This is a genomic window from Pantoea sp. UBA6567, from assembly GCF_002434165.1.
GTDB classification, from domain to species: Bacteria; Pseudomonadota; Gammaproteobacteria; order Enterobacterales; family Enterobacteriaceae; genus Pantoea; species Pantoea eucrina.
Window position 1 is genome coordinate 203,081 of record NZ_DJJN01000003.1, and the last position, 26,461, is coordinate 229,541.

Annotated in this window: 11 protein-coding genes and 1 pseudogene; 2 read left to right on the forward strand and 10 right to left on the reverse strand. The window is 51.7% G+C overall.

Annotation, left to right across the window (positions count from 1 at the left end; all coding sequences use genetic code 11):
- Positions 1-46: 46 nt before the first annotated feature.
- Positions 47-2,335, forward strand: a complete 2,289-nt coding sequence (gene opgB, locus B4M48_RS02270; protein ID WP_414692652.1) for a phosphatidylglycerol--membrane-oligosaccharide glycerophosphotransferase — start codon at positions 47-49, stop codon at positions 2,333-2,335.
- A gap of 138 nt (positions 2,336-2,473) precedes the next feature.
- Here opgB and B4M48_RS02275 read toward each other — a convergent pair whose 3' ends face one another.
- Positions 2,474-2,971, reverse strand: a complete 498-nt coding sequence (locus B4M48_RS02275; RefSeq protein WP_288655834.1) for an RcnB family protein — start codon at positions 2,969-2,971, stop codon at positions 2,474-2,476.
- 226 nt (positions 2,972-3,197) lie between these two features.
- On the opposite strand from B4M48_RS02275, the gene B4M48_RS02280 reads away from it, so the two are divergent.
- A complete protein-coding gene (locus tag B4M48_RS02280; RefSeq protein WP_288655837.1) occupies positions 3,198-3,878 on the forward strand; it encodes a YecA family protein in 681 nt (226 codons plus the stop codon).
- Positions 3,879-4,151: 273 nt separating this feature from the next.
- Here B4M48_RS02280 and B4M48_RS02285 read toward each other — a convergent pair whose 3' ends face one another.
- The 9 genes and pseudogenes from B4M48_RS02285 to B4M48_RS02325 all read right to left on the reverse strand — a co-directional run bounded on the left by B4M48_RS02285 (position 4,152) and on the right by B4M48_RS02325 (position 26,460).
- Positions 4,152-5,198, reverse strand: a complete 1,047-nt coding sequence (locus B4M48_RS02285; RefSeq protein WP_071669115.1) for a DUF1176 domain-containing protein — start codon at positions 5,196-5,198, stop codon at positions 4,152-4,154.
- Between the two features lie 105 nt (positions 5,199-5,303).
- The gene (locus B4M48_RS02290) at positions 5,304-5,681 is read right to left on the reverse strand and encodes a DUF1090 domain-containing protein (RefSeq protein ID WP_071669116.1); all 378 of its coding nucleotides are present in this window, start codon (positions 5,679-5,681) and stop codon (positions 5,304-5,306) included.
- Positions 5,682-6,134: 453 nt separating this feature from the next.
- Positions 6,135-6,587 (reverse strand): annotated as a pseudogene (locus B4M48_RS02295) (restriction endonuclease); the annotation flags it as partial.
- 396 nt (positions 6,588-6,983) lie between these two features.
- Positions 6,984-9,638: a DEAD/DEAH box helicase gene (locus B4M48_RS02300; RefSeq protein WP_288655840.1), complete on the reverse strand. Its 2,655-nt coding sequence runs from the start codon at positions 9,636-9,638 to the stop codon at positions 6,984-6,986.
- The gene (locus B4M48_RS02305; protein WP_288655842.1) at positions 9,628-11,529 is read right to left on the reverse strand and encodes a hypothetical protein; all 1,902 of its coding nucleotides are present in this window, start codon (positions 11,527-11,529) and stop codon (positions 9,628-9,630) included. The genes B4M48_RS02300 and B4M48_RS02305 overlap by 11 nt, the downstream gene beginning before the upstream one ends.
- Complete coding sequence (locus tag B4M48_RS02310; RefSeq protein WP_288655843.1) at positions 11,526-12,908, reverse strand: hypothetical protein; 1,383 nt, start codon at positions 12,906-12,908, stop codon at positions 11,526-11,528. The genes B4M48_RS02305 and B4M48_RS02310 overlap by 4 nt, the downstream gene beginning before the upstream one ends.
- A 180-nt stretch (positions 12,909-13,088) precedes the next feature.
- Complete coding sequence (locus tag B4M48_RS02315; protein WP_288655845.1) at positions 13,089-15,212, reverse strand: ATP-dependent helicase; 2,124 nt, start codon at positions 15,210-15,212, stop codon at positions 13,089-13,091.
- Positions 15,209-21,550, reverse strand: a complete 6,342-nt coding sequence (locus tag B4M48_RS02320) for a DEAD/DEAH box helicase (protein ID WP_288655847.1) — start codon at positions 21,548-21,550, stop codon at positions 15,209-15,211. Before B4M48_RS02320 ends, B4M48_RS02315 begins: the two co-directional genes overlap by 4 nt.
- On the reverse strand, positions 21,550-26,460 hold the full coding sequence (locus B4M48_RS02325; protein ID WP_288655849.1) for a class I SAM-dependent DNA methyltransferase: 4,911 nt from the start codon (positions 26,458-26,460) through the stop codon (positions 21,550-21,552). Before B4M48_RS02325 ends, B4M48_RS02320 begins: the two co-directional genes overlap by 1 nt.
- Position 26,461 lies beyond the last annotated feature (1 nt).

Here is a 26,461-nt window from a genome sequence, read left to right on the forward strand (position 1 = left end):
CGCGGCCGCTGGCGCTGCGCTATTCATCTATCGTGAGGATTTGCCGTTGGCATTGCTTTCAATCGTGCTGTTTCTGACCGCCATCATCATTTACGCCTCTAAAGCCGGACGCAATACGTTCTGGTTCAGCCTGATGCTGCTGCTGCTGACGCTGTTTATTGTGCTGAATGCAACGCTGTTCGCCAGCAACTATTTTACCGGTGACGGCATCAATGATGCGGTGATCTACACGCTGACCAACAGCCTGACCGGCGCCGGCGTCAGTAAATATGTGGTGCCCGCTATCGGGCTGATTATTGTGCTGTTTCTGCTGTTCTGCTTTCTTTCATGGATTTTGCGCCGCCATAAACGTCCGCATCATCTCGGCTGGAGCCTGCTGGCGATCGCCTGCGCCGCCGGCTCGGTGCAGACCACGCCGGCGTTTCGTCAGGTTAAAGATCTGATTGCGTCGCACGCGCACGCGGGCGACTCCGATTTCGCCACCTGGTACATCACGCCGCAGAACCGTATTGAACAGCCCGCGCTCAACCTGGTCTATATCTACGGCGAGAGCCTGGAGCGCACCTATTTAAATCAGCAGGCTTTTCCCGACCTGGCGCCGGAGCTGAGCCGCGAGCAGGCGCAGAGCCTGGATTTCAGCAATACCGCGCAGCTGCCCGGCACCGACTATACCATTGCCGGCATGGTCGCCTCACAGTGCGGTATCCCGCTGTTTGCGCCTTTTGACGGTAACGCCTCAGCCGCGCTCTCCAGCTTCTATCCGCAGAGTCTCTGCCTCGGCGATATTCTCAAAAACAGCGGCTATGAGAACTGGTTTATTCAGGGCGCCGATCTGCGCTTTGCCGGCAAAGATACTTTTCTGCTTTCGCACGGCTTCGCCGCATCGAATCTCTATGGCGCGCAGGAGCTGAAAAGCCGCGTGGCCGATCCCGACTACCGCAACAACTGGGGCTTTTACGACGACACCGTGCTGGACGAGGTGTTTGAGAAGTATGCTGAACTGTCGCAGCAGAACAAACGCTTTGCCCTGTTTACCCTGACGGTGGATACCCATCATCCTGATGGCTTTATCTCCCGCAGCTGCCAGCGTAAAAGCTATCAGTATGAGGGCAAAATGAACCAGTCATTCAGCGCCGTCGCCTGTTCACAGGAGCATGTGGCGCGGCTGATTGAGCGTATTAAAGCTTCGCCGTGGTTTAAAAACACCGTTATTGTCGTCAGCTCCGATCATCTGGCGATGAACAATACCGCCCACCCCTATCTGACGAAGCTGCCGCGCCGCGATCTCTTTATGGTCATTCGCGGCGATCGGCCGCAGGCGGAGGTGCGCGATGCGCCACGCAGCACGCTGGATAACGGCGCCACGGTGCTTGAGATCCTCGGCGGTGACAAGGCGCTGGGACTTGGCCGCAGTTCACTCTCTACGCCGTCGCTCTCCACGCAGTTTGACGACATGGCGAAAAAGGTCAGCAGCTGGAAAGCTGATATTGTGCAGCTGTGGAATTTTCCGGCCAGCATGAAAGAGTTCACCATCGACCAGCAGAAGAATACCTTTACCTTCTCCGGCGCCACGTTCCGCCTGCCGATCCTGTTCCGGCTGGGCAATAAGCAGGTTGAACCGCTGCCGGAGGGAGAGTATGCCGCGCCGCTGCGCTATCAGCTGGCCGATTTTGCCGCGAACGACAAATTTGTCTGGGCCGACCGCTGCTTCAAAATGGCGCGACTCTGGAAGCCGGAGCTGGCGCTCTCCACCGATCTCTGCCTGGCGATGGGCCAGATGGGTGGCCAGCCCAGCGTGGTGCGTATCGATCAGCCGCTCTGGCACGGCAAAACGCACTTTCCGCCGCTGCGCGTCAGCCCGGAAACCTGGCGGCTCAACCAGCAGCAGATCCGCATTGAGGATAATGACATTCGCTACGATGCCGACAGCTTTGTGCTGAACGTGCCGGGCGCTCCGCACAGCATCCGGCGCTTTAGCGGCATCTCGCGCCCGGAGAGCTGGGGGCGCTGGTCCAATGCCAATCTGGCTCCGGAGGTGAATATTGAGTATGCCGAACCGCTGCCGTCGCGGTTCGATCTGGTGATCACCGCGCGCGCGTTTGGTGCCAATGCGCAGCAGCCGATTCCGGTACGCGTAGGCAGCGAGGAGCAGGTTCTGCGGCTGGACGATAGCTTCTCCACCACCACGCTGCACTTCAGCAATCGCGACGGCAGCCATAATCTGGTGATTGTGCCACCGGCGCCGCAGCTGTCGAATCAGGACAATATTGTCGGTCAGGCGCCGCGCAAGCTCGGCATTGGCATGGCGGAGATCCGCATCGTGCCGCGCCCCTGATCGCGGACTCAGACGCGCGGGCGCGGCTGCCGGTCAGGCAGTGCAGTACCCGTCGGCTGGCCAAACTCATTAACGGTCGGGGCCATCTTTCCTGCCTCTGAAATAAAACAGGCGGACCCGGTGGCCCGCCTGCTGGCGTTATCCTTTAAAGAAGATGTCGCCCGATTTGCCCATCACAATTTTGCCGCTGTCATCGGTGATCTGAATATAGTTGGCGTTGATGTAAGCCCAGTGTGCACCAGCCTGCGGAGCGGGCAGATGACGCGCCTGCCAGTCAGTGATGGTGTACTCTTTTTTGCGATACTCTTCCGGTACCACATCGCCGACCTTATGCTCTTTGTAGTCGATAATAATGGTGTGCAGATTGTAGTTGTTGGCGGCGGAAGGCTGCTCGCCGGTGCCGTTGTTAGACGGGCGAACCGGCACGTCATCGCCTGATGCAGCAGGTGCCTGAGCGGCTGGCGCATCGGCGTCTGGCACCGGCGCGGCATCAGGGGCCTGCACATCCGGCTGCTGTACCTGAGGCGGCATCGGCACGCTATCGGTCTGCTCATCCGCTGCCAGTGCAGCTGGCGTCAGGCTGAGCGCGCCCAGAAACAGGCCGGCAGATAAAAGGGTTACGTGTGTCCTGCGCATTGGTGATTCCCACTCTGATGAATAGTCTGATGTCCATTTACTGACAAGCGCACCGGGCCAATGGTTCCCGCTGCCGTGCGGCGCTCGTCGCGTCATGCCACAGCATACCTCAGCCTGGCCCGATTCAGGCGCGCTAAAATTGCAAATAATCGTGATAATGCCGCTATAATCGCGCCATGAGATGCGGGCCAGGCCCGTACAGAATATTACGTGCAGGAGAGAACTGATGAATCAGGGGCCGTTAACGGAAAAAGAGCTGAACTGGCTGGATGAGATGCTGGAGAAGTATGGCAATGCGCACTCCGTGGTGGATACGGCCGAGCTTGATGGGATGCTGACCGCCCTGCTCTCCGGCCCGAATGATATTGAACCCAGCGAGTGGCTGGTGGCGATGTGGGGCGGCCAGAAGCATATCCCTGAATGGGCTAATGAGCGCGAGATGGATCGCTTTATGACCCTGACCTTCCAGCACCTCAATGATATTGCTGAACGTCTGGCTGAGTTTCCGGAGCAGTTTGACCCGCTGTTTGGCCTGCAGGAGATGGAGGGCCAGGAGTTTACCGTGGTCGAAGACTGGTGTTACGGCTATATGCGCGGCGTCGCGCTGGACGCCGACTGGTCACAGCTGCCTGAATCGCTGCAGCCGCAGCTGCAGGCGATTGCCCTCCACGGCAGCGAAGAGCAGCGTGAAGCGCGCGAGGCGCTCGATCCGGACGCGTTCGAAGCGAGCATGGAGGCGATCCGCCCGGCGGCGCTGGAACTGCACGAATACTGGCAGGCCGAGCGCATGGCCCAGCCCGATCCCGAGCCACAGCTGCCGTTCTTTGCCGGTGACAAAACCGGACGCAACGATCCCTGCCCGTGCGGCAGCGGCAAAAAATATAAGCAGTGCTGCCTGAATAAATAACCTGCGTTGGGTCGCATAATATCGCGCCTAATCCAACCCGGGTCGCATAAATGCGACCCCTGCGGGTATCGCGCTCAATCCACCCCGGGCCGCATTAATGCGGCCCCTACGGGTATCGCGCTCCATTTTATCTCGGGTCGCATAAATGCGACCCCTACATTGGTATCCGTAGGGGCGCCATTCATGGCGCCCTGGCCACATCGCGCACCTGCTCCCTACAAACGCTGCCACAGGGGCGCCATTTATGGCGCCCTGGTACCGTGCGTTCTGCAATCAGGGAGCGGGTCTGACGTCGCTGACTAATACCGGCAACTGCCAGGCGCCGCCGGCGCGGATGGCGCGGCACATGCCGGTGGTAGCATCGCTGCTCTGTACAAAATTGCGGCCATCCCAGACCCATGCGGCGGTACTCCAGCAGTCGCCAATGCCGCGGCCTTTCTGCGCTTCGCTAATTACCCCGGCGTGATAATCGGAACCGGAGTCGGTGATCAGCTGCGGTGAACCCTGCAGCGCGCGATCCATCAGCCAGTAGCCATACCCTTCGTTATAAGCGCCGCGCCAGCAGAGGGCGGCGATCAGTACGTGGTCCGCATCCACAGCAGTCAGCGTCGGCGGCTCTGCGCCCTCTTCCGGCTGATCGTCCGCCGGCGCAAGATTATCGCAGCTGTCATCATCCGTCAGCGTAGCGATAAGCGCCGGCTTGATCCGCGCCAGCTCCTGCGGCGTCAGCGGACGCGGCCTGGCCTCAACGGTTCTGGCCTGAATAATCACCGGCATGGGTACGGCGGGCGGCACGCTGCTTTCCGGTTTGCTGCCTTTACGCACCAGCGCACCCGGCGTGCCGATGCGCCCCTGCGCCTCATCCATTTTCAGCAGCACGGCAAAGGCACCGTTGGCAGAGAGATCAAACGGCTCGACACCGCCACGGAACTCCACGCTGCCGCTGCCTTTGATGGCAGTGATAATCGACCGGGTCTGCGCATCGGTCAGCGTCCACTCATCGTTATCAGCCTTTGCCAGTTCACCCAGCGGGCGATCGTCGATCCAGAGCGTCAGCGTATCGACCTGCTTTGAGTCATCATCGCCGGTATCCGCCAGCACCACCCGGCCATGCGTCGCCGTATCCGGCCCGCCCGCCCGCGTCAGCAGCACCGATCCCCCTGCGCCCTCTTCCGCGCTATAGCCTGCCGCACGACAGGTCAGCGTGTTATCGCACGCCAGCTCCCACTCTTTGTGAGCAAACGAGACGCCCTCTTCAGCTATCGCCGGTAACATCAGGGCGTTAAGCAGAGGGAGCGCCAGCAGCAACCGTATCTTCATGCCATGTTTTCCATCAGAATAAAGCAGCAGTGTGAGGATTTTTTGCAGGCAGGAGAAGTGAATTTTTACAGCGGCAGAGGCGCACGGATCTCTGCCGCTCAGCGCTTAGCGGCTCAGTTCCGCCTGCGCGTCAGCCAGCTCTTCACGCGCCTCAGTGAGTTTGCGCTGCTGTTTTTCAATCTTATCGCGGCGGCCGCTGGCCTGCGCTTTCTGCAGATCCGCTTCGCGCTCAGACACTTTCTGCTGCTTCTCCGTTACTTTCTCCTGACGCTCCTGCAGCAGAGCCGCATCAGTGCAGTGCTGCTGATTTTCGCGCAGCGCTTTCTCCAGCCCGTTAATGCGCGCTTTATTGCCATATTCGCGCGCCATCTCCAGCTCCTGCTGGATCGACTGCTGTTTCTGCTGACAGCCGCCGGCAGCCTGCGCGGCGGTGGCAGAGAGCGCTGCTGCCAGGGTAATCAATGCAATCGCTGTTCTTTTCATGGTTTCATCCTGAAGGTAGAGTAAAGCGCTTATTATACGGCGGGTTCTTAACAGATTCTTAAAAGCGCAGCGCGGCAAAGAGAAAATGCGGCTTTTTTTGATCCGGATCAGGTTTGTGGCTTTCTGTAGGGGGGGGTGGATGGGGTATCCGGGGAGTAGCGGTATGTTGCTGTTGGCAGCTGAGCATTGTTATTCGATTGTGTACAACTAGAGCATGGGGATATTGGGTTTTAGACATAAAATAAGCCGCTCATGAGTGACTTAGCTGTAACCTTTGCAAGGCCGGACTCGAATTTCACATCTAATAGACTGATATCAATGTTTTTTAGAAACAGGGTTAAATAGTTATACCCGCACTTGTACCCACACGTTATAATCCGTATAAAAAATAGACATTCCGAGTGGGTATAAAGCCATAGCAGTAGAACACTGTTATGGCTGTCGAAGCAAGACTCAGGCAGGCAGGAACGTTTTCTTCAGAGGCACCAAAAGTTTAGTCTCGATATCAACTTGTTCGTTGTTCTCAATAAGCGCACGGACGAGATCATCAAGCGTCCAAAGCGTTAGTGGTATCGTCGAACGGTCGGCTTCATATCGAGCATCTTTTGTAAAACCACCGGTACTGACATAAAGCCCGCGATCGTCTTTATGGCGACCTCCGATAAAGCTGCGGATCTGTTGGCTTCCCATTTGCTCCCTGCGATGTTTTACCTCAACGATAATACGTGGATTTTCAAAACCGAATCCATCAGGTGAAGCAATGATATCTTTACCCCGATCGGCTCCCGCAGGTGACACCTGCGTTTTATAACCCATACTGCGTAAAACTCCGGCAACCAGATTTTGCATCTCGTCCCAGTCAAGAGAATTGATACGATCTTTGATGCTCTTAAACGCCAGCATCTCATCGTGTGAGAACCATGCTATTCCCCCCCTCATAACACCTCTAAACCATTCAATAGCGCGGTGTCTGTCAGTCTTGCTGGGACGGTTAAGCCTGCGAATTGTCTGACAGGAGCCAATACTATTCTTTCCAAACCTTTTATTAATTGAGAAAATAACGCTCTGGCTCCCTCGGGATAAGAATGATTACCGACAAAGAAAACTGAGATTTATGCTGGCAGAGCTGGTGTCTGTACCACTGTTTTTTCCTGGCACTGCGTTTTATGTAAAAATGAATGTGATTGGAGAAAAATACTGCCTGACCTGTGGTGTTGTGACCCCAGTTTCTATTTAAAACAGTTTCCTGCAAAAAACTGCTCGTAACCACCTGATATATTATTCCCGCATAAATGATAAACACTACTGATCAAACCTGGCTGGGTAAGGATCTTCTTTATTTTTATCCTTACAAGGATGCCGTAGCCATTTTTGCCAACCTTGAGGATCCTCCTGAATATCAATTTCGCTGTCAAAATCCTCCAGCTCGCAACTATCTAACTTCTCTTCAACTCTGTGTTTATGGCGTATAAATGATGCCAGCTGATCCTGGTCGAAGGTACCTGCAAGGTAGGGATAATTGATAATCATCTCAGCCGCCCCCTGGACTTGAAGCATTGTATTGATACAACCAAAGAGGCGATCAACCCGTCCATTCCTCTGCTCGTTATCACCAGGAGTCCAGGCGATGCCATAATGATGAACTTGATGGCATTGAAGATGAAGATTCACGCCTTCCTGCAACACAGAGGTTGCTACCAGCACATTAGGGAAGAAAGGTGAATTAAATCCACGAATCAAACGTTCGCGATTTTTTGACTGCCCGCTGGCATACCAACCTGGGCTACTCAAGCTAGTAAACTCGCGCCAAGTATATTGAGTATTATCTAGTTTCTGGCCAACAATTTTCACACATAGCGTTTCGAAAGTTTCAATGGCAGCCACAAAATAACGTAGCATCAGTGATCCATTCAATTTTGGGGTGACCCATTCTACAAAATGCTGATATCGCTGCTGGACCTCACCTGTTTGAGGTCGACGGTTGAACTCTGTAAACCAGCAATAGAGCTCAATGATCACAGGGCTGGCAAACAGGTAACCCGTGCGAAGATAGTTGGCAAAGTTCTCAATAATTGCCATACCGTTAGACTGGTCACGCCACTTAATCAATTGCTCTTTTGCTGGCCGCGGCAGCTCATGAAACATCAATCCCCAGGCTGTGGGCAAAGCAGTGATATATTTGATTTTCTGAGCTGTTGTCGACTGCTGCAGCCGGGCATCTCTCGCGGCATCACCATAGCTGTCACGTTGACGTTCACCAGACTCTTTGCGGTAATGATAATGATAGGTCCCGGTCGTACCATCCAATGCAGGCTCAAGAAATAATGAAAAGAGGCTTTCAGGGCGACGGAAACGCAAACTAACGTTGGCGCAGTCGGTACTGCGCAGGCCCGTTTTCTTCATAACAAATAGCTCGGCAATTTTACTTGAAAGCTTTAGCTCGTTATCCGTTTCAGGCTCATCTGTCTCCCCGTCCTCCAGCATATGCTCATCAAAATCGGACTTTTCATTGGATTTTTCCGATAAAAGCTTAACAAAAATATCTCGGGACCAACCCGACTCTCGCCATTCTGCCAGCGCCTTTGCAGGTAGCTGCCAGACATTCATCAATCGCTCAGCCATTATTTCATCATAACGTGCGTTGATGCGCTGAGTAATTTCGCGCACAGATGGTATTCGACGAACAAAAACCAAATGCTTACTACAATGTAGCGGCTGAGACTGCTTGAACGGATCACTGGTAAAGCAGGCCTCTACCAGAGTGTCGTATTTGGGATGATCTGGAAAGCGGTTATAGATATCGTGAAACTGCCGGGTCAAGCTATTGAGCAGAGCAGAATCCGGCGCGTGGTTGAAGTCATTATGGATTTGCCCCTCTTCATCACTACTATTATCCCGCTCACTTGCGGTACTGCCCGTTGATTCAAACCCTTCAAGATAGCCATATAGCATGCGCCTGCCGCCACCTGCCTTTTTCTCTTTGTCCAGTTGAACCACGAGTTGTTTCTGATATAGAGCAAAAAACAACTCGGCATCCATCTTATTAGTAAAACTGGAAATGCTAGCGCGCTCATGACGATATTCATATTTGCTGTGGCTGCTCTCTCTTCCCTGCATTTTGCGCAGTCTGCGGATGGCAAAATCATTCATCAGCGCACGGACATCATCCTCTGCATAACGTTTTGGCATATCACTGAAGTAGCTAAATATGTCATAAAGATTTCGCGATGCTGAGTGATTAGGGGTTGCCGTCAACAGCAGTACATTGCTCCCCAGCCGGTCCCGCGCATCACCAAAGAAGGCCTGAGCGGCGGCGGCACGCTGTGATCCGCTTCGGTTACGAAAGTAATGAGCCTCATCGATTATAATTAAGTCAAAACCTCCTTTTCCAAGAGCTTGCTTAATTTGCTGACGATATAACACGCCATAAGACGCGGCAGCATTTAAAGCATCTTTTTTTTCATCTGGAGGGACCAGACCGCTTAGTGAATGGATAGTAGTAAGGTAAAAATGGTGAGATTTTTTCTCCACTGCGGCCGCGAGCTCCGCCAGTCTGCCATGAATTTGTGGGGCATATTTTGTCTTGCCCTCTAAAGAGGTAAAGACATTATGTTCAGCCCGATAGTGTATCTCTGTGAAAATGCTAAATTCTCTCTCCCAATTATCACAGAGCGTCCTGTTAGGTGCCATAACCAGAATGCGTGCATCAGGTTTTATCTGCCATAACAACAACATTACTCCCATCGCCTGATAAGTTTTCCCCATGCCGACTTCATCAGCAAGGAGTGCCAATCGTTGTTTATTCAGCAAATTCCACAACCCAGCCACACCCTCAGCCTGCTTCGCCGCCATGCTGGACGCACCAGATTGATACTGCCAGTGCATATCAGTCGCATCGAAATTCATCACGGCTGAAACTTCAACCGGGGTAATGATCTGTTTTAACTTATTCACCATAACTACAGTCTTCCCTGATAGCTGCGAGATAACGCAGGCTAGCTGCATCGCTAGTTAGAGGTGGAATTACAACCTGTAGAGACTCCCACAAGTGCACAGCCACAGATATGGCTTCAGCCCCTTGTTTGTGACGGATGCTTTTAACACGCTTTCTTGCCAGAGCGGCCAGAGTGTTAACTTCTTGGGCCAGAAACCAGTTAAATACTGGCTGAGTCGGTTGATTTATACGCTCCCTCGCTATTTCAGCCAATTCCTGTAAGCAACCTGGTTCACTGAACAAACGACAATACAGCTGAGTGCCATCGTCCGCGTCTGCTAGCCAGTTGCGCCGTTGTTGGATAGCCTGAAAGAGGCGGAAATAGCTAGTGGCATCTAAATTCATGGCTTGCGCCATCCCCTCACTTTGCTCTTCATCCTGCGCTCCAGCACAGCGCAGCATAAGGCGATCACTCAATGCGGGATCCACTGAATTCAGATAGCTGTTAAGTAAGTCATCTAGCGACTTAAAGCTCAACGCACGCCGGTGTTCAATACCGCTTTCAACGATCATGCCCTGCCAGTCGGTTATTCCAGTTCTACGAAGGGTATAAAAAGGGTTATCCAATACGGCATTGCTTTTTAATACCGTCAATTGCCGGGGCGATTTCAGACCTATACCGGTAGCTTTCCATACCAATTCATTTGCCCCGTTGATACCGGGCAATATCAGTTGATAACCTGACGCAGGCTTACCACCGAACCATTGCCCGGAAATCTGATACTCACATCGAGTCCAGTCAAAAATAACGCTCAGATCGAAAGGTTGAAGTTCATCAGGCTCCAGCGCCTCTTCCTCCAACAATGCTTCACTGGCGAAATTCTCTTCATTAACATCATCCCATTCTTTGCCGCAAATCGTGATGTTACGAGAGACCGGATGCACAATTCCCGCTTCTACATTCCAGTTTGCCTCAGGTAAGCTGCTGCAACCCGGGTTGGTGAAATTCCAGGACCCCACGGCAAGTTGCGTACCGGTATTGCTTTTCGCCAGCCAGAGCTTGGCGTGGGTCATCAATGCCCTATCGTCCTTGGGCACTGGAGAGCGATACACGGTAAGCTTTTTATTTGTAATCATTGCCTGAATACTGTCACTCCATCGAGTGCGGATATAACGTCCCTCAACCAAATCCGGAACCAGTTCTACGAGCACTTCATGCCCAATATTGTCGATAAACCCTGCTAAATCCTCAGCAAGATAAGGCGACCAAACACTGAGTGTATGAATCTCACCGCCGTTTTTTAATGCATCTAGCAGTGTGCAACCAGCCAGACTGTGAATAAATGACCAATCAGGATCATCACCGAGAAACTTGCGACGGGTTGGGAAAAATTCTTCATCATTCAGACTGTTATCAATTGTGGTAAAAAATCGTTTTACCTGCTGGTATTGGGCATTACTTGCAACACAACGAAAATCCACAGTTTCTTGATTTCGCCCCCACCCACTAAGCGTAAGGTTGGCACTGCCCGCACCCACAATAATCTTTCTGTAGTGATCTTCGAGATAAAATACTTTTGGGTGAAACAGCCCGCGCTCTTTATCCAGATAAGACTCTTCGCTTTGAGCCAGCTTACGCACCGACACCGGATATACCGCAATGGAGGTACGTTTCGGCTTTTCTTTCGCAATCATGCGCGGATCGCAGTAGATGCGGAAATCAATACCACTCTCATTCAACGCACGCTGCAGACCTTCGTAATCCATACGACTAACGGGCGGGTCCATACCCAACACAGCAGGAAGTACCCACGTTTCAACAAAAGAGATATCCAGATTAAAGGTGGTGAGCCAGACACGTTTCAACATACCCATATCAGCAATTTGCTTTTTGAAGACATCTAACAGCTTCATGCAGAATGCCCCCATAAACCGTTCAGCAAATGTCTGAACTGTGGTAGATAATAACGGTTTACCCAGTCGCTATTCTGACGATCTTCGCGTAGCGAACATGGTGGTACCTGCAGCAAAATATCATCACCTTCAAGCAGGAGCCACGGGAACTGCCCCCTTGACTCCATTATCTTGTGATGATAATCCAGCAAGCCTCGAACCTGATCTTCCAGCGACGGCATACAGGCCAGTGCTAATAGTTGCTGAAAACGTCTGGCGGGCGTACCGGAAAGCGAGGAAAGGAGCACATCATTTTCCAGAAGCTGAGCCGCCTTTTGTGGCAGATCAAGTTCCGTAAGACCGCGCGACTGCCAGAATTGACGAAATTCTGCCAAAGTCTGACTACTCTGTCGGCGTAAGCCTGAAAACATCAGGTCGATCAGGGATAAAAATGGCTCTGCCTGACTGATATGTTGTAACGCCCTGAGGTCACTTTCATTCATTTCAGGCATACTTTTCGCCTGATGCATGGCACGTTTGAAAACTTCAGCATCTGTAAGCTCTAACTCGTCCAAACGTTCCTGCTTGAGTACCCGATAAATAGCACCCGCTGCATATTTATCTAACCCCGTTCTTTGTAGCCAGAATATTCGCGAATAATCCCCGACCATTTTCGGGTCGCGGAATGACTTTACATACGCCTTTTTTAGGCCGACAGGAATATCTTCGAAAAATGGGTTGAGGTCGCGCTTATGTGAGGCCTGCATTTTCAATTGCATGTAAGTCAATGCCGCTGCATGTAATTTTTTCAGCTCTGGTACATTCCGAATAAATGCCTCTGCTGCCTGCCACACTGGCTTGCTTTCCGGCAGATCATAGCGATAATCAGTAGAGAAAAAATGCATTTTCATCATTGGCGATTTATAGCGCCCATTGGTACCAAGAGCGATCTGATTAGTCAGTAACTCACTACTTTTCTCATGACCAAAAAGTATCTGAGGATTTTTATTTGCAGCGTTCCATTTAGATCTGGCTTTATTAATACCCTGCACACCAGTGAGAGTGACACCTCTTTTTTCAGCCGCCAGCATGGAGTAGATATAAATATTTTCCAAATGGATCAGACAGGCAACTCTAAACTCATGTAATTGCTTTTTGGGATACAGACCTTTCATCACGCCTGAAGTTTGCAGCTTTTCATCGACCAGTATCTGGCGCAATACGCTGTGATGCAGCAGATTCAGCGTATATTGCCGTACATCATTTGCGATAGAAGTAATACGGCTATGAAAGATGTCCTGCCCCCAGGACGACCAGATGACTAATTGCCCAAGCGGATCCACATTCAACTCACCCGTTAGCGAGTCATCGTATTCAGTCAGAAATTTCTCGATGTACATTTCGTTGCGTCAGTCGCTTATGCCCACAGGGCTAACAACACGCAATCAGTGCACTGCGAAAGCCCTTCCATGTTCCACTTTCTTTCCTGGCACTTACCAAATCAGCAAATCAGTGGCCGATATTGATGAGTGCTAAAATGCAGATAACCAGAAGCTGTAGCTTCTGGTTATCTGGCTGGATTACTCGCTTTCAGGCTCCAGTAAGAAACTAGGTTTACCGTAAGATGAAACAAACAGTCCTTTTACCGCGCGGGTTGCAGCCACATGGAGCAGCGCACGTTCATTAAATAATGCATCACGTTGTTCAACAGGATCGTCAGATGCTATGGCTTTTACTTCCGGTACAACGCCATCGTTGATACCCGCAAGGAACATATACTGGAACTCTAGCCCTTTAATGCGGTGCATTGTTGCAATGCGAACACCGGCCCGTTGATCACTGTCGCCACTATCATTCCCTAAATTAAAAGTTTCAATTCCCGCTTCATTCAGAGCTGACACATAGCGCTCATTCGTATGCCTCGTGCGGGAAGTAATGCAGATATCCTGGGAACGGACATCATTGGCTAACAGCGCCTGAATTTGCTTGATAATCGTCTCAGCCTCTTCCTTAAAATCTGAAGCATTAGTAATCATGGGTTTTTCACCATGAAGCAATGATAAATAATCGTTGCAGGAATCAGTTTCACCATCCAGGTTGTCAACCTTAACGCCGGTTAATAACCCGACGGCAAACTGTCGCGTCTCTTCTGTAGTCCGGTAGTTAATTTTCAGTTTTTTACTACGACGCCCACGAACATTAATCCCACACTGACCGAGCACGACTTTATTGCGGTAAATACGCTGATGTCCATCACCCACGATAAAGAGATCGTTAGGAGACTCTGGAACCAGGCTACGAATAAGGGTAAAGGCCGGTGCGCCTATATCCTGAGCTTCATCGACTACGATACTGCTATAAGGCAATTGCACCTGCTTTTCTTTAAACAGAATGATAGCCTCATGCATGGCATCACCCATCTCTCGCAGTTTGGCTCGCGCCATTTGTGCCCGGTACTCTTCGAACACAGGCCAGATTTTCGCACGCTGAATACGGGATAACGCCGTGCCACGACCAATACGACTCACCTTCAGATATTCTTCACGGCTGTAAACCGCATTCGGCTGAACAACACGTTGCCACTCTTCAGAATAAAAGTTATCCGGTAATCCCAATTCAGCAGGAACTTGCTGCAAGGCATAGTTCCAGCATTTACGTCGCCCTTCATCGCTGTCATAGACCACGCGGAAATCATATCCATGGCGTTTAAGCTGCTCGCTCATCCAGGCATCAATGTTAACAACTTCAATACGCGCCATCTCCTCACGGCTACACAAACGCTGGAGGTTGGCGCGAATATCCGCTGCCAGGTTACGGGTGAAGGTTGTGAACAGAACTTTTTTACCGGGTTTATCGGCCAGGCGTTGGGATAACCAACGTGCACGATGCATCGCAACAACTGTTTTACCCGTGCCTGCACCACCTAACACTCGCACCGGACCATTTGCCGGAGACTCCACCAGTTTTCGCTGGCTCGGGTGCAGGAATACACGCCATTTTTCCAGTGGCGCATTGAGCATTTGCAGTAGCTCCTGTTCATTTTCAACGACATGGAAACGACGTTTACTTCTCTCAATTGCCTCAATAAAGTCGTTGGTATCAACAGGCTCATCACGGTGATCGTTAAACTCCTCCAGCACTTCCTGGTAATCCAGACCTTCTGCCAGCCAGTGTAGGGGCTCCCAGGCTTCTGCAGGCATCACGCTTTCCAGCTGATTCAGCCCTGTGGTATCCACAAGAGCCATCACCTGCTCAATAAACACAGGAGGAACACCCAGCGCGAGGATCTGCTCTGCCGTATACGCAGCAAAGAGTTTGGGTTTATCAACAACAGTCGGCTCGGGGGTAGGTTTGATATAGCTGGTATCAATCACCTGAATCGCACCGGTTACCGGGTGAATCGCACATTCGTGTCGCCGCGCCCAGTCGTAGGCTTCGTCGTGCTTATCCACCCACATCAGCATATACAGAGCACCCTGCTCAGGTTTCAGGACGATCCCCCGGTAGGTTTGGTCTATACGCACGGAATGCACATTATTGCTGCGTGCATCGTGGATCTTTTCGTAGTTCAGCCCATTACTCGTCGGATCCTGGCGGAACTTAGAGATGAATTCCTGGACCTTTTTTTGCTGCGCTTTAGGAATCCGCGCAAAAGCCCCCAGAAAACCATCAGAAAGTGCCACCTTTGGCGTTGGAATCGTCATTTGTCACCTCCGGACAGATGCTGCAATGTATTTTCGTCAATTGGCCCGAATGCAACGTGCCAACCCTTACTTGCGAATAAAGCAGTAAACTCCTGATTATCAATAATCAAGGCTTGCTTTTGTAATGGCCAGGCGAGATCGGCTTCTGCAATAATTTCGCCATCGTCATCCTGCAATTCATATCCAACCGTCGGTGCCGGTAGTGATAACGACTGAAGCAAAGCGATTTCTTCTGCGCCCAATAAGCCAAACTCAAGTATTTCTGCCCAGCTCTCGTCAGGCTGAATATCCACTACAACCGAAGTCTGCATTTTTACCGTTTCAGCCTCCTGCGGTAAATGAACCGCTTTACGGCTGGTAAATGTCATATCTGGCAGGAACTGCAGTAAATTCACCATCCACCAGAAACCGTTAAATCCGGCTTCATAGCCATCATCCTGGGAATAACGATCGTCAAAGCAAATATGCAGCCTCAACCAATTTCGCATTTGTTCAATGCTTGTCGTTGATTTAATGGCTTGTTGCGGTACAACAGCTGCCAGCTCAATGAACTGTTGTGATGAACTACAGCTATCCAGTAAACCACCAAATACAAAAGGTTCATCAGGCAAAAGTGCATTCAACCGATAAGCGGGAGCGTTCTCCTGCATTTCATAGGCGTACTTTTGTTTGGCTCCAGTATCCTGCGACTTTTTAGGATCCAGCCACACCCAGGCAAAGGCAGCGGCCATTTTCTGCCATAGCATAGTTTTATTACCGGGATCAGAGAGATAATCGAGTAGCAGTGCAAAACTGTTTCTCTCCCGGAATGAACCTTCAAGCGTAGCAAAGTTTGTATCATGGAACAGGTTATAAAACTTAGGCTGTTTCATATCCGGGTTATGACCAAGCCCCATAACATTCTGTACATGTTTAATACCTTGTTCTTGAAGGTCTGCCCAGGTCACTGTCCATACCCAAAAATTACCGCTGTCTTTAATCGCCTGCCGTTTTTGGACATCATCCGACACGCTATCTTTATGAAAAGCAAAACCATCCAGGAAAATTGCTACCGGTTTTATCTTTTCTGACTGCATCAGAGGATAGAGCACATAATCTGGTCGACTAAGGATGCCTACTCCTTCTTTAACCCCTAAATCAACCTGTGCTTTGAGATGCCAGCTCATCGCCGGTTCTGTACGGGTATTAATAATCCAGCCTGCATTCTGATGGGCATAACTCCGGCTCACGAGAAGATTTTTGTTATCCTGCAGGCAGTGAATGAACCGTTTTTCCAGTTCACTCCCCATCATGGCATCAAGCGAAATGTTTTTGATGGAATCAATAACGCGTATAGCAGCACTGGCCTTCAGGATTTTCGCCAGTAAGAGACGCGCCTGATCTCTTGATACATACTTCATACGCCCGCGGTCACGGTAAGCGTAAACACAGCGATAGCAGCCGTCTTTATGCGTATCATGGTTGCAGCTGCATTCCACTAGCGCCTTGTAGGCCAGCTCAAGTAATTTCAGAAGGTTGTCAGGTGTACGCATCAATTCTTTGAGTGAGCCGGTTCCCCCTGGTACGGTGTCGTAAATCACCAGATACTGACGCCAGGATTCGCCCTCATTTTCCGGCTCGCGATACACCACGCCTTTCAGATGATCCACGTTACCTTTGAAGTAATGTTTAAGCCCAAGCTGAATGGCTGCCCCCAGGGAGGCTTCCACCACGCGATCGTTGCTGTAGCTGGTCACTGGCAGCAGGATACGCAATGCCTCAGATTCCAGTTGGCGATAAAGGTAGAGATAATCTTCAAACTTCGCTTTTTCGGGTTCAGCGCGATATTTACAGCTCAGGTCATGACGTGGTTCATGATCTCGAGGGCGCTGCACCATGCCGCAGCCGAGGCAAACTTTAAACCCGGTGCGTTTCTTTGCCTCTCCTGCGATCATCAGCTCATTGGCATCATCCGCCATTTTGCCAAAGTTGATATCTCGCAGAGTCACTTTGCTCAAAAACTCAAAGCCAAACGGGATTTCTCCTTCATCAATAGCATAAGCGGCCGATACATCCTCTTTTTCGAAGCTGACCAGTAGCTGTCGCTGGAAGAATGCCGGTTCGCGACTATCGCTCTCATCACTGATCTGGCTGTCACGCGCGCTTGAGCGGGCATAAACCTGACGAAGCTTCAGTAATGTCGTTTTTTGCCCGGCATCAGCCCAACCTGGTGTGCCGCATTTTGGACAGTATTTATGCTGATCGCCGGTCTGATCGATATTCTCGCTGTAGTTACAGTGGCTGCAAATACGCCAGTTTTCAGGCTCAGACACTTTCAGATCAATCTGTTCGATTTCAACTTTATGCCCACCCGCATAGAAGTTATTCAACGGGGCAAGCTCAGCCAGCGCCGTTGAAGCCGGACGTTCGTATTCGTAGGTCGCGTTCTGATACTCACGCGTTTCCCCACTGTCCTTGCGCCGCCACAGCACAGAACGCAGCGTAATACCGGCCTCCGGGAAGGCATAGTTGGGAAGTAATCCTTCATCGGTGAGGAAATTAAGCGTTTGCTTGTTATTGATCTGGTTCACCAGCGTCATCAGCGCCTGACGTTCCGAAGTCAACTCGCGCATATCGCTGTCAAAGTTTTGATCGTGCGGATCGCTCTCCAGCTTATCGATACTACGCTTGAGCTTATCAATCCGGGAACGCAACGATTTGCGATCCTCCAACAGTAGTTTTAATGCTTGTTCGATACGTTGAACCAGAGAACGCTGCCCTGGTGCCCCTTGCAAATATGACAGGAGCTGTAGACGTGTGTCTTCCATAAGGTCAGGGAAGATGGACGAGAACTGCTGAGCAATATCCACATGATGCTGTTCGACGTAGCTCAGGAAGTTATAAGGGAACTCAGATTTGTTTCCAAACTCCAGCCCGTCCAGCATCTGTTTCACGTTTTTGCTGATAGCAGATGCCGGAACACCTGTTTTCACCCAGTTGTCCATGCAGAATGCAGCCAGCTGACGCTCCAAAATAGCCGTTGCGTTCAGGAACACACCTGGAGCCTGTACCTGCCCTTGCATCATTTCCAGAGGTTCTTCAAAGAAGAACTGATCGTGCGGGTTCCCCTCAGCCACCGTAATGTTAAGCGCATTGCCGTCTTTACGCCCGGCACGACCAATACGCTGTAAGTAATTAGCCTGCGTGGGTGGAACAGAACAGAGTAATACCGTAGAAAGGTCACCCACATCGATACCCATCTCCAGCGTCGGTGTTGCCGAGAGCAGGTTGATATTCCATGGCTGATTACCGCGGTAGAACGATTTTTCCGTAGCCTCACGATCTTCACGGCTTAGTAATCCGGTATGCTCTGCCCCCTGAACACGAGCGATGTCCATATTATCCCAGTGCCAGGTCACTGTATTTTCAGCTTCCTGATAGTGCCCCTCACAGCGCAGAGAAAGGCATGGCGCGTTTCGCCAGTGCCAGCCCTGATCGGCCGGAGCCCGAACAACCTCACGACAGCAAGTGCAGTTTAGCTGAACAACATCACGACTCACCACCAGCGCCGAAGGTACTAGCCCCCAAGCTTCTTTGCCTTTTGTGTCAAAGTCTTTTACCAACCCGGTCATTTTCAGTGTCGCAAACAGACGTCGTAAAACCGTCTCGGCCAGGCTGCTGATAAACAGATTATTGCCGTTGCTGAGCGTGCGGTTGATCCAATGCTGATACCAGCTGGGGTTGGATTTCGCACCAATCAGTCGATGGAAGCCATTTATTTTTTCAAACGAGGCATAGGCCGGTTTACGCGTTTTCGGACCAATAGACGGCATATAGCGCGAAGTTCGCTCCTTCTGCGTCATCATAAAGGTCTTACCCTCGCGCCGATAACTTTCGAACGCCGGATGCAGAACAGCTCCCGCCTGCCGCTGATGCCAAAGAACGCCAATCACCAGGTGTGCCACCTGCTCAACGCTGACTCCAACCATTTCATCACCCAGCTCCTCGACAAGCTGTTGGTGAAGCGCCGTTATCGCTGAATTGAAACGTGCAATATCAATTCCTGCAGCTGCGTAACCGGTGGCCTCCAGCGTACGTCCAATTCGTGCGCGTAGGGTAAATTCGCTGTATACCTCCCAGTCGAGACGAAGAGAAACCAGCTCCGGTAAATCGGAACTCTCTGCCAGCTGGCCTTCGTTCTTCAGCGTCTGGTAATCGTTTATCCACTGCATGTTGGGCGCGATGAAGCTCGCGGCAAAATGAGCATCATCCGGTGAACGTTCACGCGCCTGCTGGCAGACACGTGCCGCAAAGGCATCCAACGGTAACGTTTCTTTTTCACCCAACACGCTGGCGATTTGTCCGCGTACCATCAACGGCCAGGTTCGGGCGGTAAAGAAACTGGCGCGGTGTGCGGCATCCTGTACCGAGTCAGAAAACGTAATCAGCTTTTTATGTTCGTTGAACTGGCTGCCATAAAGCTGGTGGATCATCACCGCTGACAGGCTGGCTGCCTGTGACCCAAGAATCGAAATACCCTGTTTGCTGTTGCAGTACGGACATTCGTTAGCAAATTCCAGCTCATCCTTACGCTCTTTGAGCATATCCGGGATGAGTACTTGTAGCAGATCAGTATGGCCACAATGCCCACACTGCACGTTAGTTTGCTTATTGAGCTTTAAACAGGAAGGGCACAGTTTCTCGTGAACACCGCTGACCGGTTTATCGTTGTTGTCCGGGAAGGCTAATACAATCGAACGGCCTTTTTCGAAGAACTGACGATAAATACCGTCCAGGTCGGTTTCGAGTTGAACACTCTGACCATGGCGCAGGCTCGCCCAACCGGTAGCATGGCAGTCACGACAGTGAATAACGGGAAGGTAATGTTCGCGATCTTCCACCGCGACATCATCAGCAAAAACAAGCTCAGGTGTTTTTGACACGCTAGCAACCAGGCGGCGCATCTCGCGCAACCACAGCTGAGAACGAAGTTGCACAAAGGGCAGAATGGGCCGCGCTTTGTTCACCTGCAGGCGCTTTTCCCGATCGTCCTGTTTTTCTGGAACCTCCAGGCGCGCCTGGGCAATCAGTGCCAGAATGCTTTGCAGCACGCGGGTCGCGTGCCCGGCGCTTTCCGCCAGCATCACCTGGAGATTTTCCAGGCACTGCTGTTCCGACAAAATTCCCCCCTGCAAATCCTCAAGGAGTACGTGCAGGATGCTGTGGCGACGTAACAATGAGCCCAACTCAATACGCTTTTCACGTCCGCGATCGCTGTCCAGATCGGCAGGTAATTGCAGTGAACTATCCGGGAACCACAGCGGAATTTGTCCGTTCAGATAATCTACCGGGCTGGCGTACGTTTGCGGATCCAGCGCTACGCTGACATCCTGTCCCGGATACTGACTGTACTCGATGGTATAACCTTGCAGATACTCTGCCGCCGTGTAGCGATCTTCTCGAATAACCGCATCATCACCAAATGGCTGATCAAAGATCGTTTTCGCGTAATCGAGTAGTTGTCCCAGTTCATCACCTACGGTAGCCGACGTCCCCACGCAGGCAAAACGCTTGTCATCGACACCGATGTGATACTTCAGACGGCGCACCAGACAGGCCAGATCCGACCCCTGCGCACCATCAAACGTATGCAGTTCATCCACCACCAGATAACGCAGTGACCCAGGCTGGTTATAGCGCCAGAGTTTCTGATCGCCGGGGCGCATCAGCAAGTAATCCAGCATCTTATAGTTGGTCAGCAGGATATCCGGCGGGTTCTTACGCAGAGTATGTTTGCAGGTGATGACCTTATCCGCAGACATCTTTTTGCTGGGCTCAATTTCACTGTCGCCGACAAACAGGCCGACAGTCACTTTGCCATGCAGCTGCGGATCGCTGGCGATGGTTTTAGCGAAACGGCTGGCCTGATCGGTTGCCAGGGCGTTCATCGGGTAAATGATGATCGCTTTAACACCGGCCTCTGATGCCCCAGCACAATGGTTAAGCAGCGGGAACATAAAACATTCCGTTTTACCAGAACCCGTCCCGGTCGCCACCAGCGTCGGCTGAGGCATCTCGATACCCAGGCGCTGGAACGCCTGCGCCTGATGTGCATGCGGCGGGAACGGCAGCGTCAGGTTAGGAAAGAAGTTCAGCGGTAAATCACTTTTACGAAACGGCAGCTGAGCGGAAAGATACGGCCCTTTCAGCAGCGTTTCCGGCTGGGACAGAAATTGCTCCAGCATTGAGACTTTATTGCTTTCTTTACCATTAAACAGCGGGCTGTTAAGCGGGAAGGCTGCCCGTAAAAAGGAGGCAACGCTGTCGGCAACCTGCCGACTAACAACAGAAGGCAGCATCAGGCGCTCTCCTTATCTTGTGCAAAGAATGCCCAGGCCACTTTGTAGTCGTCTTCGCGATCCGGCTTGATAAACGGAGCCTGCCAGGTGACGGTTCGGCGCTCACCTTCGTCGCTGCGAGTATAGTCATCAAAAGTGACGCTGACGGTACCGGTTTGCAGATGTTTAACATCATCCCAGCCGATAGCTTGATCGGTGCAGTCGCCACCGGACCAGTCCGGGCTGTCGACATCATAGACAAAGCCGTTTTTCAGGTCGGATTTACGCGCGGTACGCGGCAGGCCGACGCCCACCAGCCCTTTACTTGGGGTAAAGATGATGCGGCCATTTTGATCATACCAGGTATCGGCTTCGTACTGGCGCATTACCGGGAACTGGACACGGTAAATAGTAAGCAGTTCTTCGAGGATTAACCCCAGCGCCTGCGCCACCAGTACGTCGATTTCCACCAGCGCCTGACGGCGGCTGTAGTCGGAGCGTAAGGCGCAGTTACGCTGCCACTCTGGAGTCAGATTGGCGAAGAAATCTTGTGGAAGCTGTGGGAGATTGCGGCTCCAGCGTTGGGTGTTGAAATCTGGGGTATAGCAAGATTGCCAAAGCTCGGAGTAATGCGCTGTTATTACATTATTAACTAAGCCACGAGCAAATAGCCTTGCCCCTACATCTGAAAGCATTGGTAAAATTCTCACTAATTCCGCCCGACAATCGCTTTTACCCGTTGTTTTAATTACAAAGTCAAAAGGTAAGGAATTAAAGCTGGTATTGAAAATCACCAGTTGTTTAGTGTCTTTGAAAGTTAATGAGAATCCCCCATCTATATGGGCTACATCTTTGGGTATAATTGCACCTATAGCAGTTCGCTCCGAAGAACTACCAATGGCTCTTCTATTTATATGACGATAATAATCCGTCACCTTCCTCGGCTCATCTTCACCAGGTTCAGTCCATGTAACGCGTGGAGTACGTTTGACATATTCCTGTGCATCACATGCCGGAATGTAGTTAGTGCGCGGCAGGTAATCGTCGGGCAGTGTTAGCAGGTCCAAGCAGTCATAATGTCCTTTCTCGGTGCAAATCTCTCGAGGTGTTTTATAAAGCGGCGTTCCGACATAGAAATGTGGTCCAGATAGAATCCATTGTGCAACATCCTCCGGGAATTGGGTATGCCGCTCAATGGTGCCATCACTTTGTTGATTTGTTTCATGCCACATTTCAAGAGACAGATATTGTCCCTGCAAATCCCCTAACCGTTTGGGCTGATCTGCAAATTTTTCAAGTACAGAAACAAGCGGCTCAGCATGAAGCGCAGGAAGTCGAGCCTCAAGAGCCGGCGTTCCCTCTTCATCATAAAGGGTGGCAAATAGTGCAAGCCGTTCCATTCCAACGGTCAAAATACGGCTTTGATGCCCCGCTTCATTCCAGGAACCTGTTTCATCATCTTTAATGCCACCAACTTCACCGGAACCATCATGTGCAAGGCAAAGCTCGATCGTTTTGGCTGAGAAAAGGTTAGCCATATTGATAAAACCGACAAATTGATTCTGTGAAGCCGTATAAATATTAATGCTGAATTTAACCCTGTGACCAATTGGGAAAAGCATATGCTGATTCTGAAACTGAAAATGCGCCCTCAGTCTCGGGTACACTGCCGCACGCAACTGCCCTCCTTTCGGGTCATCATAAATCCCTTCCGGGTGCAGGAACCCTGACACACCTTTCTGCGCCCCAAGGCGCCAGGCCTGCGGCAGGAAGCATTTATACAGATTGGTCTGCACACCACGCAGCACCGGGTAATTCTGCTGCGCATTCAGGAAGTTCTGCATCCCTTCGCAGCCTTCATACTCGCTGCGCCATGCATTTTCCAGCGCCGGAATAGCGTTAAAGGTATCAGCACGCAACGTCGCCAGCTTCGAGGCGCTCAGCTTACGCAGCACAAACTCCGGCTCGTAGTCGCCCAGCACGCCAGCTTCCTGCCATTCGACCTTCAGCCACGGGGGATTTCCGAGCATCAGGTCAAAGCCGCCGCGTTCGGCAAACAAATCGCAGAATTCCAGATCCCAATGGAAGAAACGGTGCTGTTTCTTCAGCGCATCAACAATCGCCAGACGCGGCAAATGGCGGAACAGCACATCGGTTTTCAGGCGACCAGCACCGGAAAACAGCGAAGACTCTTCACGCACCATACCCTCGTCGGCAAACAGATCGCCGGTGGCCTGTTCTGCGGCTTCAGTGACTCTTTCCGTGACGACAATACCATCGAGCAGAGTCTCCATCTCCATCAGCCACATACCGCGATCGGGCAGTTCATCCGCTTTGTCGATCGGCCAGAACCACAGCGCACACCAGTAGTCCATCACCCAGCGCAGTTTCAGATAGGTACTGTTATCTTCGAGGCGGCCGCTGAAGGTTTCATCTTTGCTGCTTAAAGAAGAGCGGGCTTGGTTCGTATTTTCCGCAGGCCAAACCGGATAATTGTCGGCGGTTTTCTGGCGCTCAGCTTTCAGCTGCTGACGGAACGTGTTCCAGAGCGCTTCCACTTTGCCGCTGATGCGCTGCACATCGGCAATCTCATGCGGTGCAAGGCTTTTGGTAAACTCTTTGCGCCAGCTGTCCAGCGCTTTGAAATCATCCGGATAGCGCTGTTTGACGGTTTTGTCGCTGTAGTTGGCCATACCGCTATCCGGCAGCAGGAAGTGGAAAATCTGCTTCTCTTCGCGTGGAATATTCATCGCCAGCTCGGCCGGTTCACTGTTAAGCCAGCTCGGATCTTTCGCTTTTTTGTAGGTCAGCTCGCTTTTGTTGAACACCTGACGGCGTGCGCCCACCAACGAGTTGCCACAGTGCAGCTGGTAGCCAAACCACGGTACAAATGCATCGCCGCTAATGGCATTCAGCCACAGCGACACTTCCGCCAGCTCCACCGCCACCGGGTTTAAGTCCACGCCGAATACGTTGTTGTCGGCAATGTACATCTTCACCCTTTGCAGCTCCTGGGTGTAGCGATCCTGAGGAATACGGCGACCTTCCGCCTGCTGTTTGTGGAACAGGTAAGCTTCCGCCAGCTGGTTGATGGCTTCGTTAAGGAATGCTGCGCTGCCCATCGCCGGTTCGCACACGGTGAGGTTTAATATGGCGTCGGCTTTGGCGTGCGGATCGGTAATCGGATCAATTTGCTCTTTAAACAGCTCTTTCAGGGCATATTTGACTAACGAGCGGGTCAGCACTTCCGGGGTGTAGTAAGAGGCGGATTTTTCGCGGTCACGCCCGGCCATCCGATAGATAAAGCTGCCTTTACGGTGAATACGCAGGCTGCCGTCTTTTTCGTAAACCTTCTCGTCGTCGTGGTATTTGCCGATCTCGTCTTTGCTGACGAAGTAGCCTGTCTCCAGCTCGTTAAACTCTTCTCCGGCTTTTTTGACCTCGTAGAGGTCATCACTGGCAAAGAACCCTCGGTAAGAGAGCAGCGCTTCATACACTGCACCTAACTGGTTGATACCCAATTGGCGATAGGAGATACGCCCCCGGCGATTAAAACGTCCTTTACCCGGGCGGCTTAACGACATCGCCTGAATAATTTGTTGCAGGGTTTCGTTGCGGAACACCACACGGTTAAGAATACGGGTGTTATTCGCTTCAAAAAGATGACTTTCCAGACGCGGCACGCTGAACTGATGGCTGTGAATAGTGATCTGGTCGCCGCTCTCCAGGTCGCTCTGCATTTTCACGCCGCCGCTGTAGCCGTCACGCACCAGTTTGAACAGCATATTCAGGCTATCGTGGAAGTAGCGCCCATTGCGATCTTCTTCGCTGGTCAGCGGGATCATCTCCAGATCGCGCAGCGTTTCCAGGCTGTAGCCCTGTAGATAGGTTTTGGCGGTCATCGGCGCATAGCCTAGTTCCGGGCGCGCTTCGATATAGAACAGGAACAACAGACGATACATATACCGCAGGCATTCGCGGCTCAACTCATCCGGGTTAATAGCACGTTTCCCGGTATAATAAGCCAGCTCGTTGTCGATGAGATAACGCATCGCTTCATTACCCAACAGCTCAATGCTCTCACGCAGGGCATATTTCAGATCTTCCGACACGCCAAACGCATGTTTGTGCGAATTGTCATCCAGCGAATCGAGATATGGCGCACCGCTGCCGGGTAACAGCGAGTCTTTGTGTAACAACACCGACATCGCTTTCAACGTATCCGTTTCACGACGGCTTAAAATTTCTTCAAAATCAAAACGCAGCAGACGGTTTTGCGCCCACTTAGTACGATCCAGCAATAACAGCTGGCGATTGCCAAGCAGCAGTACAAAACGCGGCGGTTCATTTTGCGTGAAGACCACCGTGGAGAGCAGATCCTGCCAGCTACGGTATTCGCCGTTCGCTTTTTTACGCAGACTGTCGCGCTTATGTTTATCGGTATCTGCCGGGAACTGCGCGGTCAGCAGCGACAGCGCCAGCGGATCCAGCGTTCCTTCATCCTGATCATGTGCTTCAACAATCCACAGCCACGGGCTGCCGTCGGTACTGTTGTAACGAGCCAGTACCGGCAAAGGCGTATCGTCATCCAGCATCTGAATGTGCGGATTGAGTTCATAACCCAATGCCTTTAACAGCGGCTGCCAGCGAGTGCGCTGATCGGCAAGACGCTGCGGGATCTGGCGCTGTTTTTCATGATCAGTGAGTTTGCGGAAAAACTCTGTCGCCAGGCTGTTAAGCTGGTTCCACGGCGCGCGGTAGCCCGCCTCAACCTCTTTGCCCTGTTCACGGGCAGCGCGTTCAGCTTCACGAGCGGCATTTTCCTGGTTAATCCAGGGTTCCAGTACATCGCGGATATCGCTGGTAAAGACTTCGCCCAGATAGTGGTTGGAGTAAAATTCGTTTTCGTTATTAATACCGACCAGCGCCATG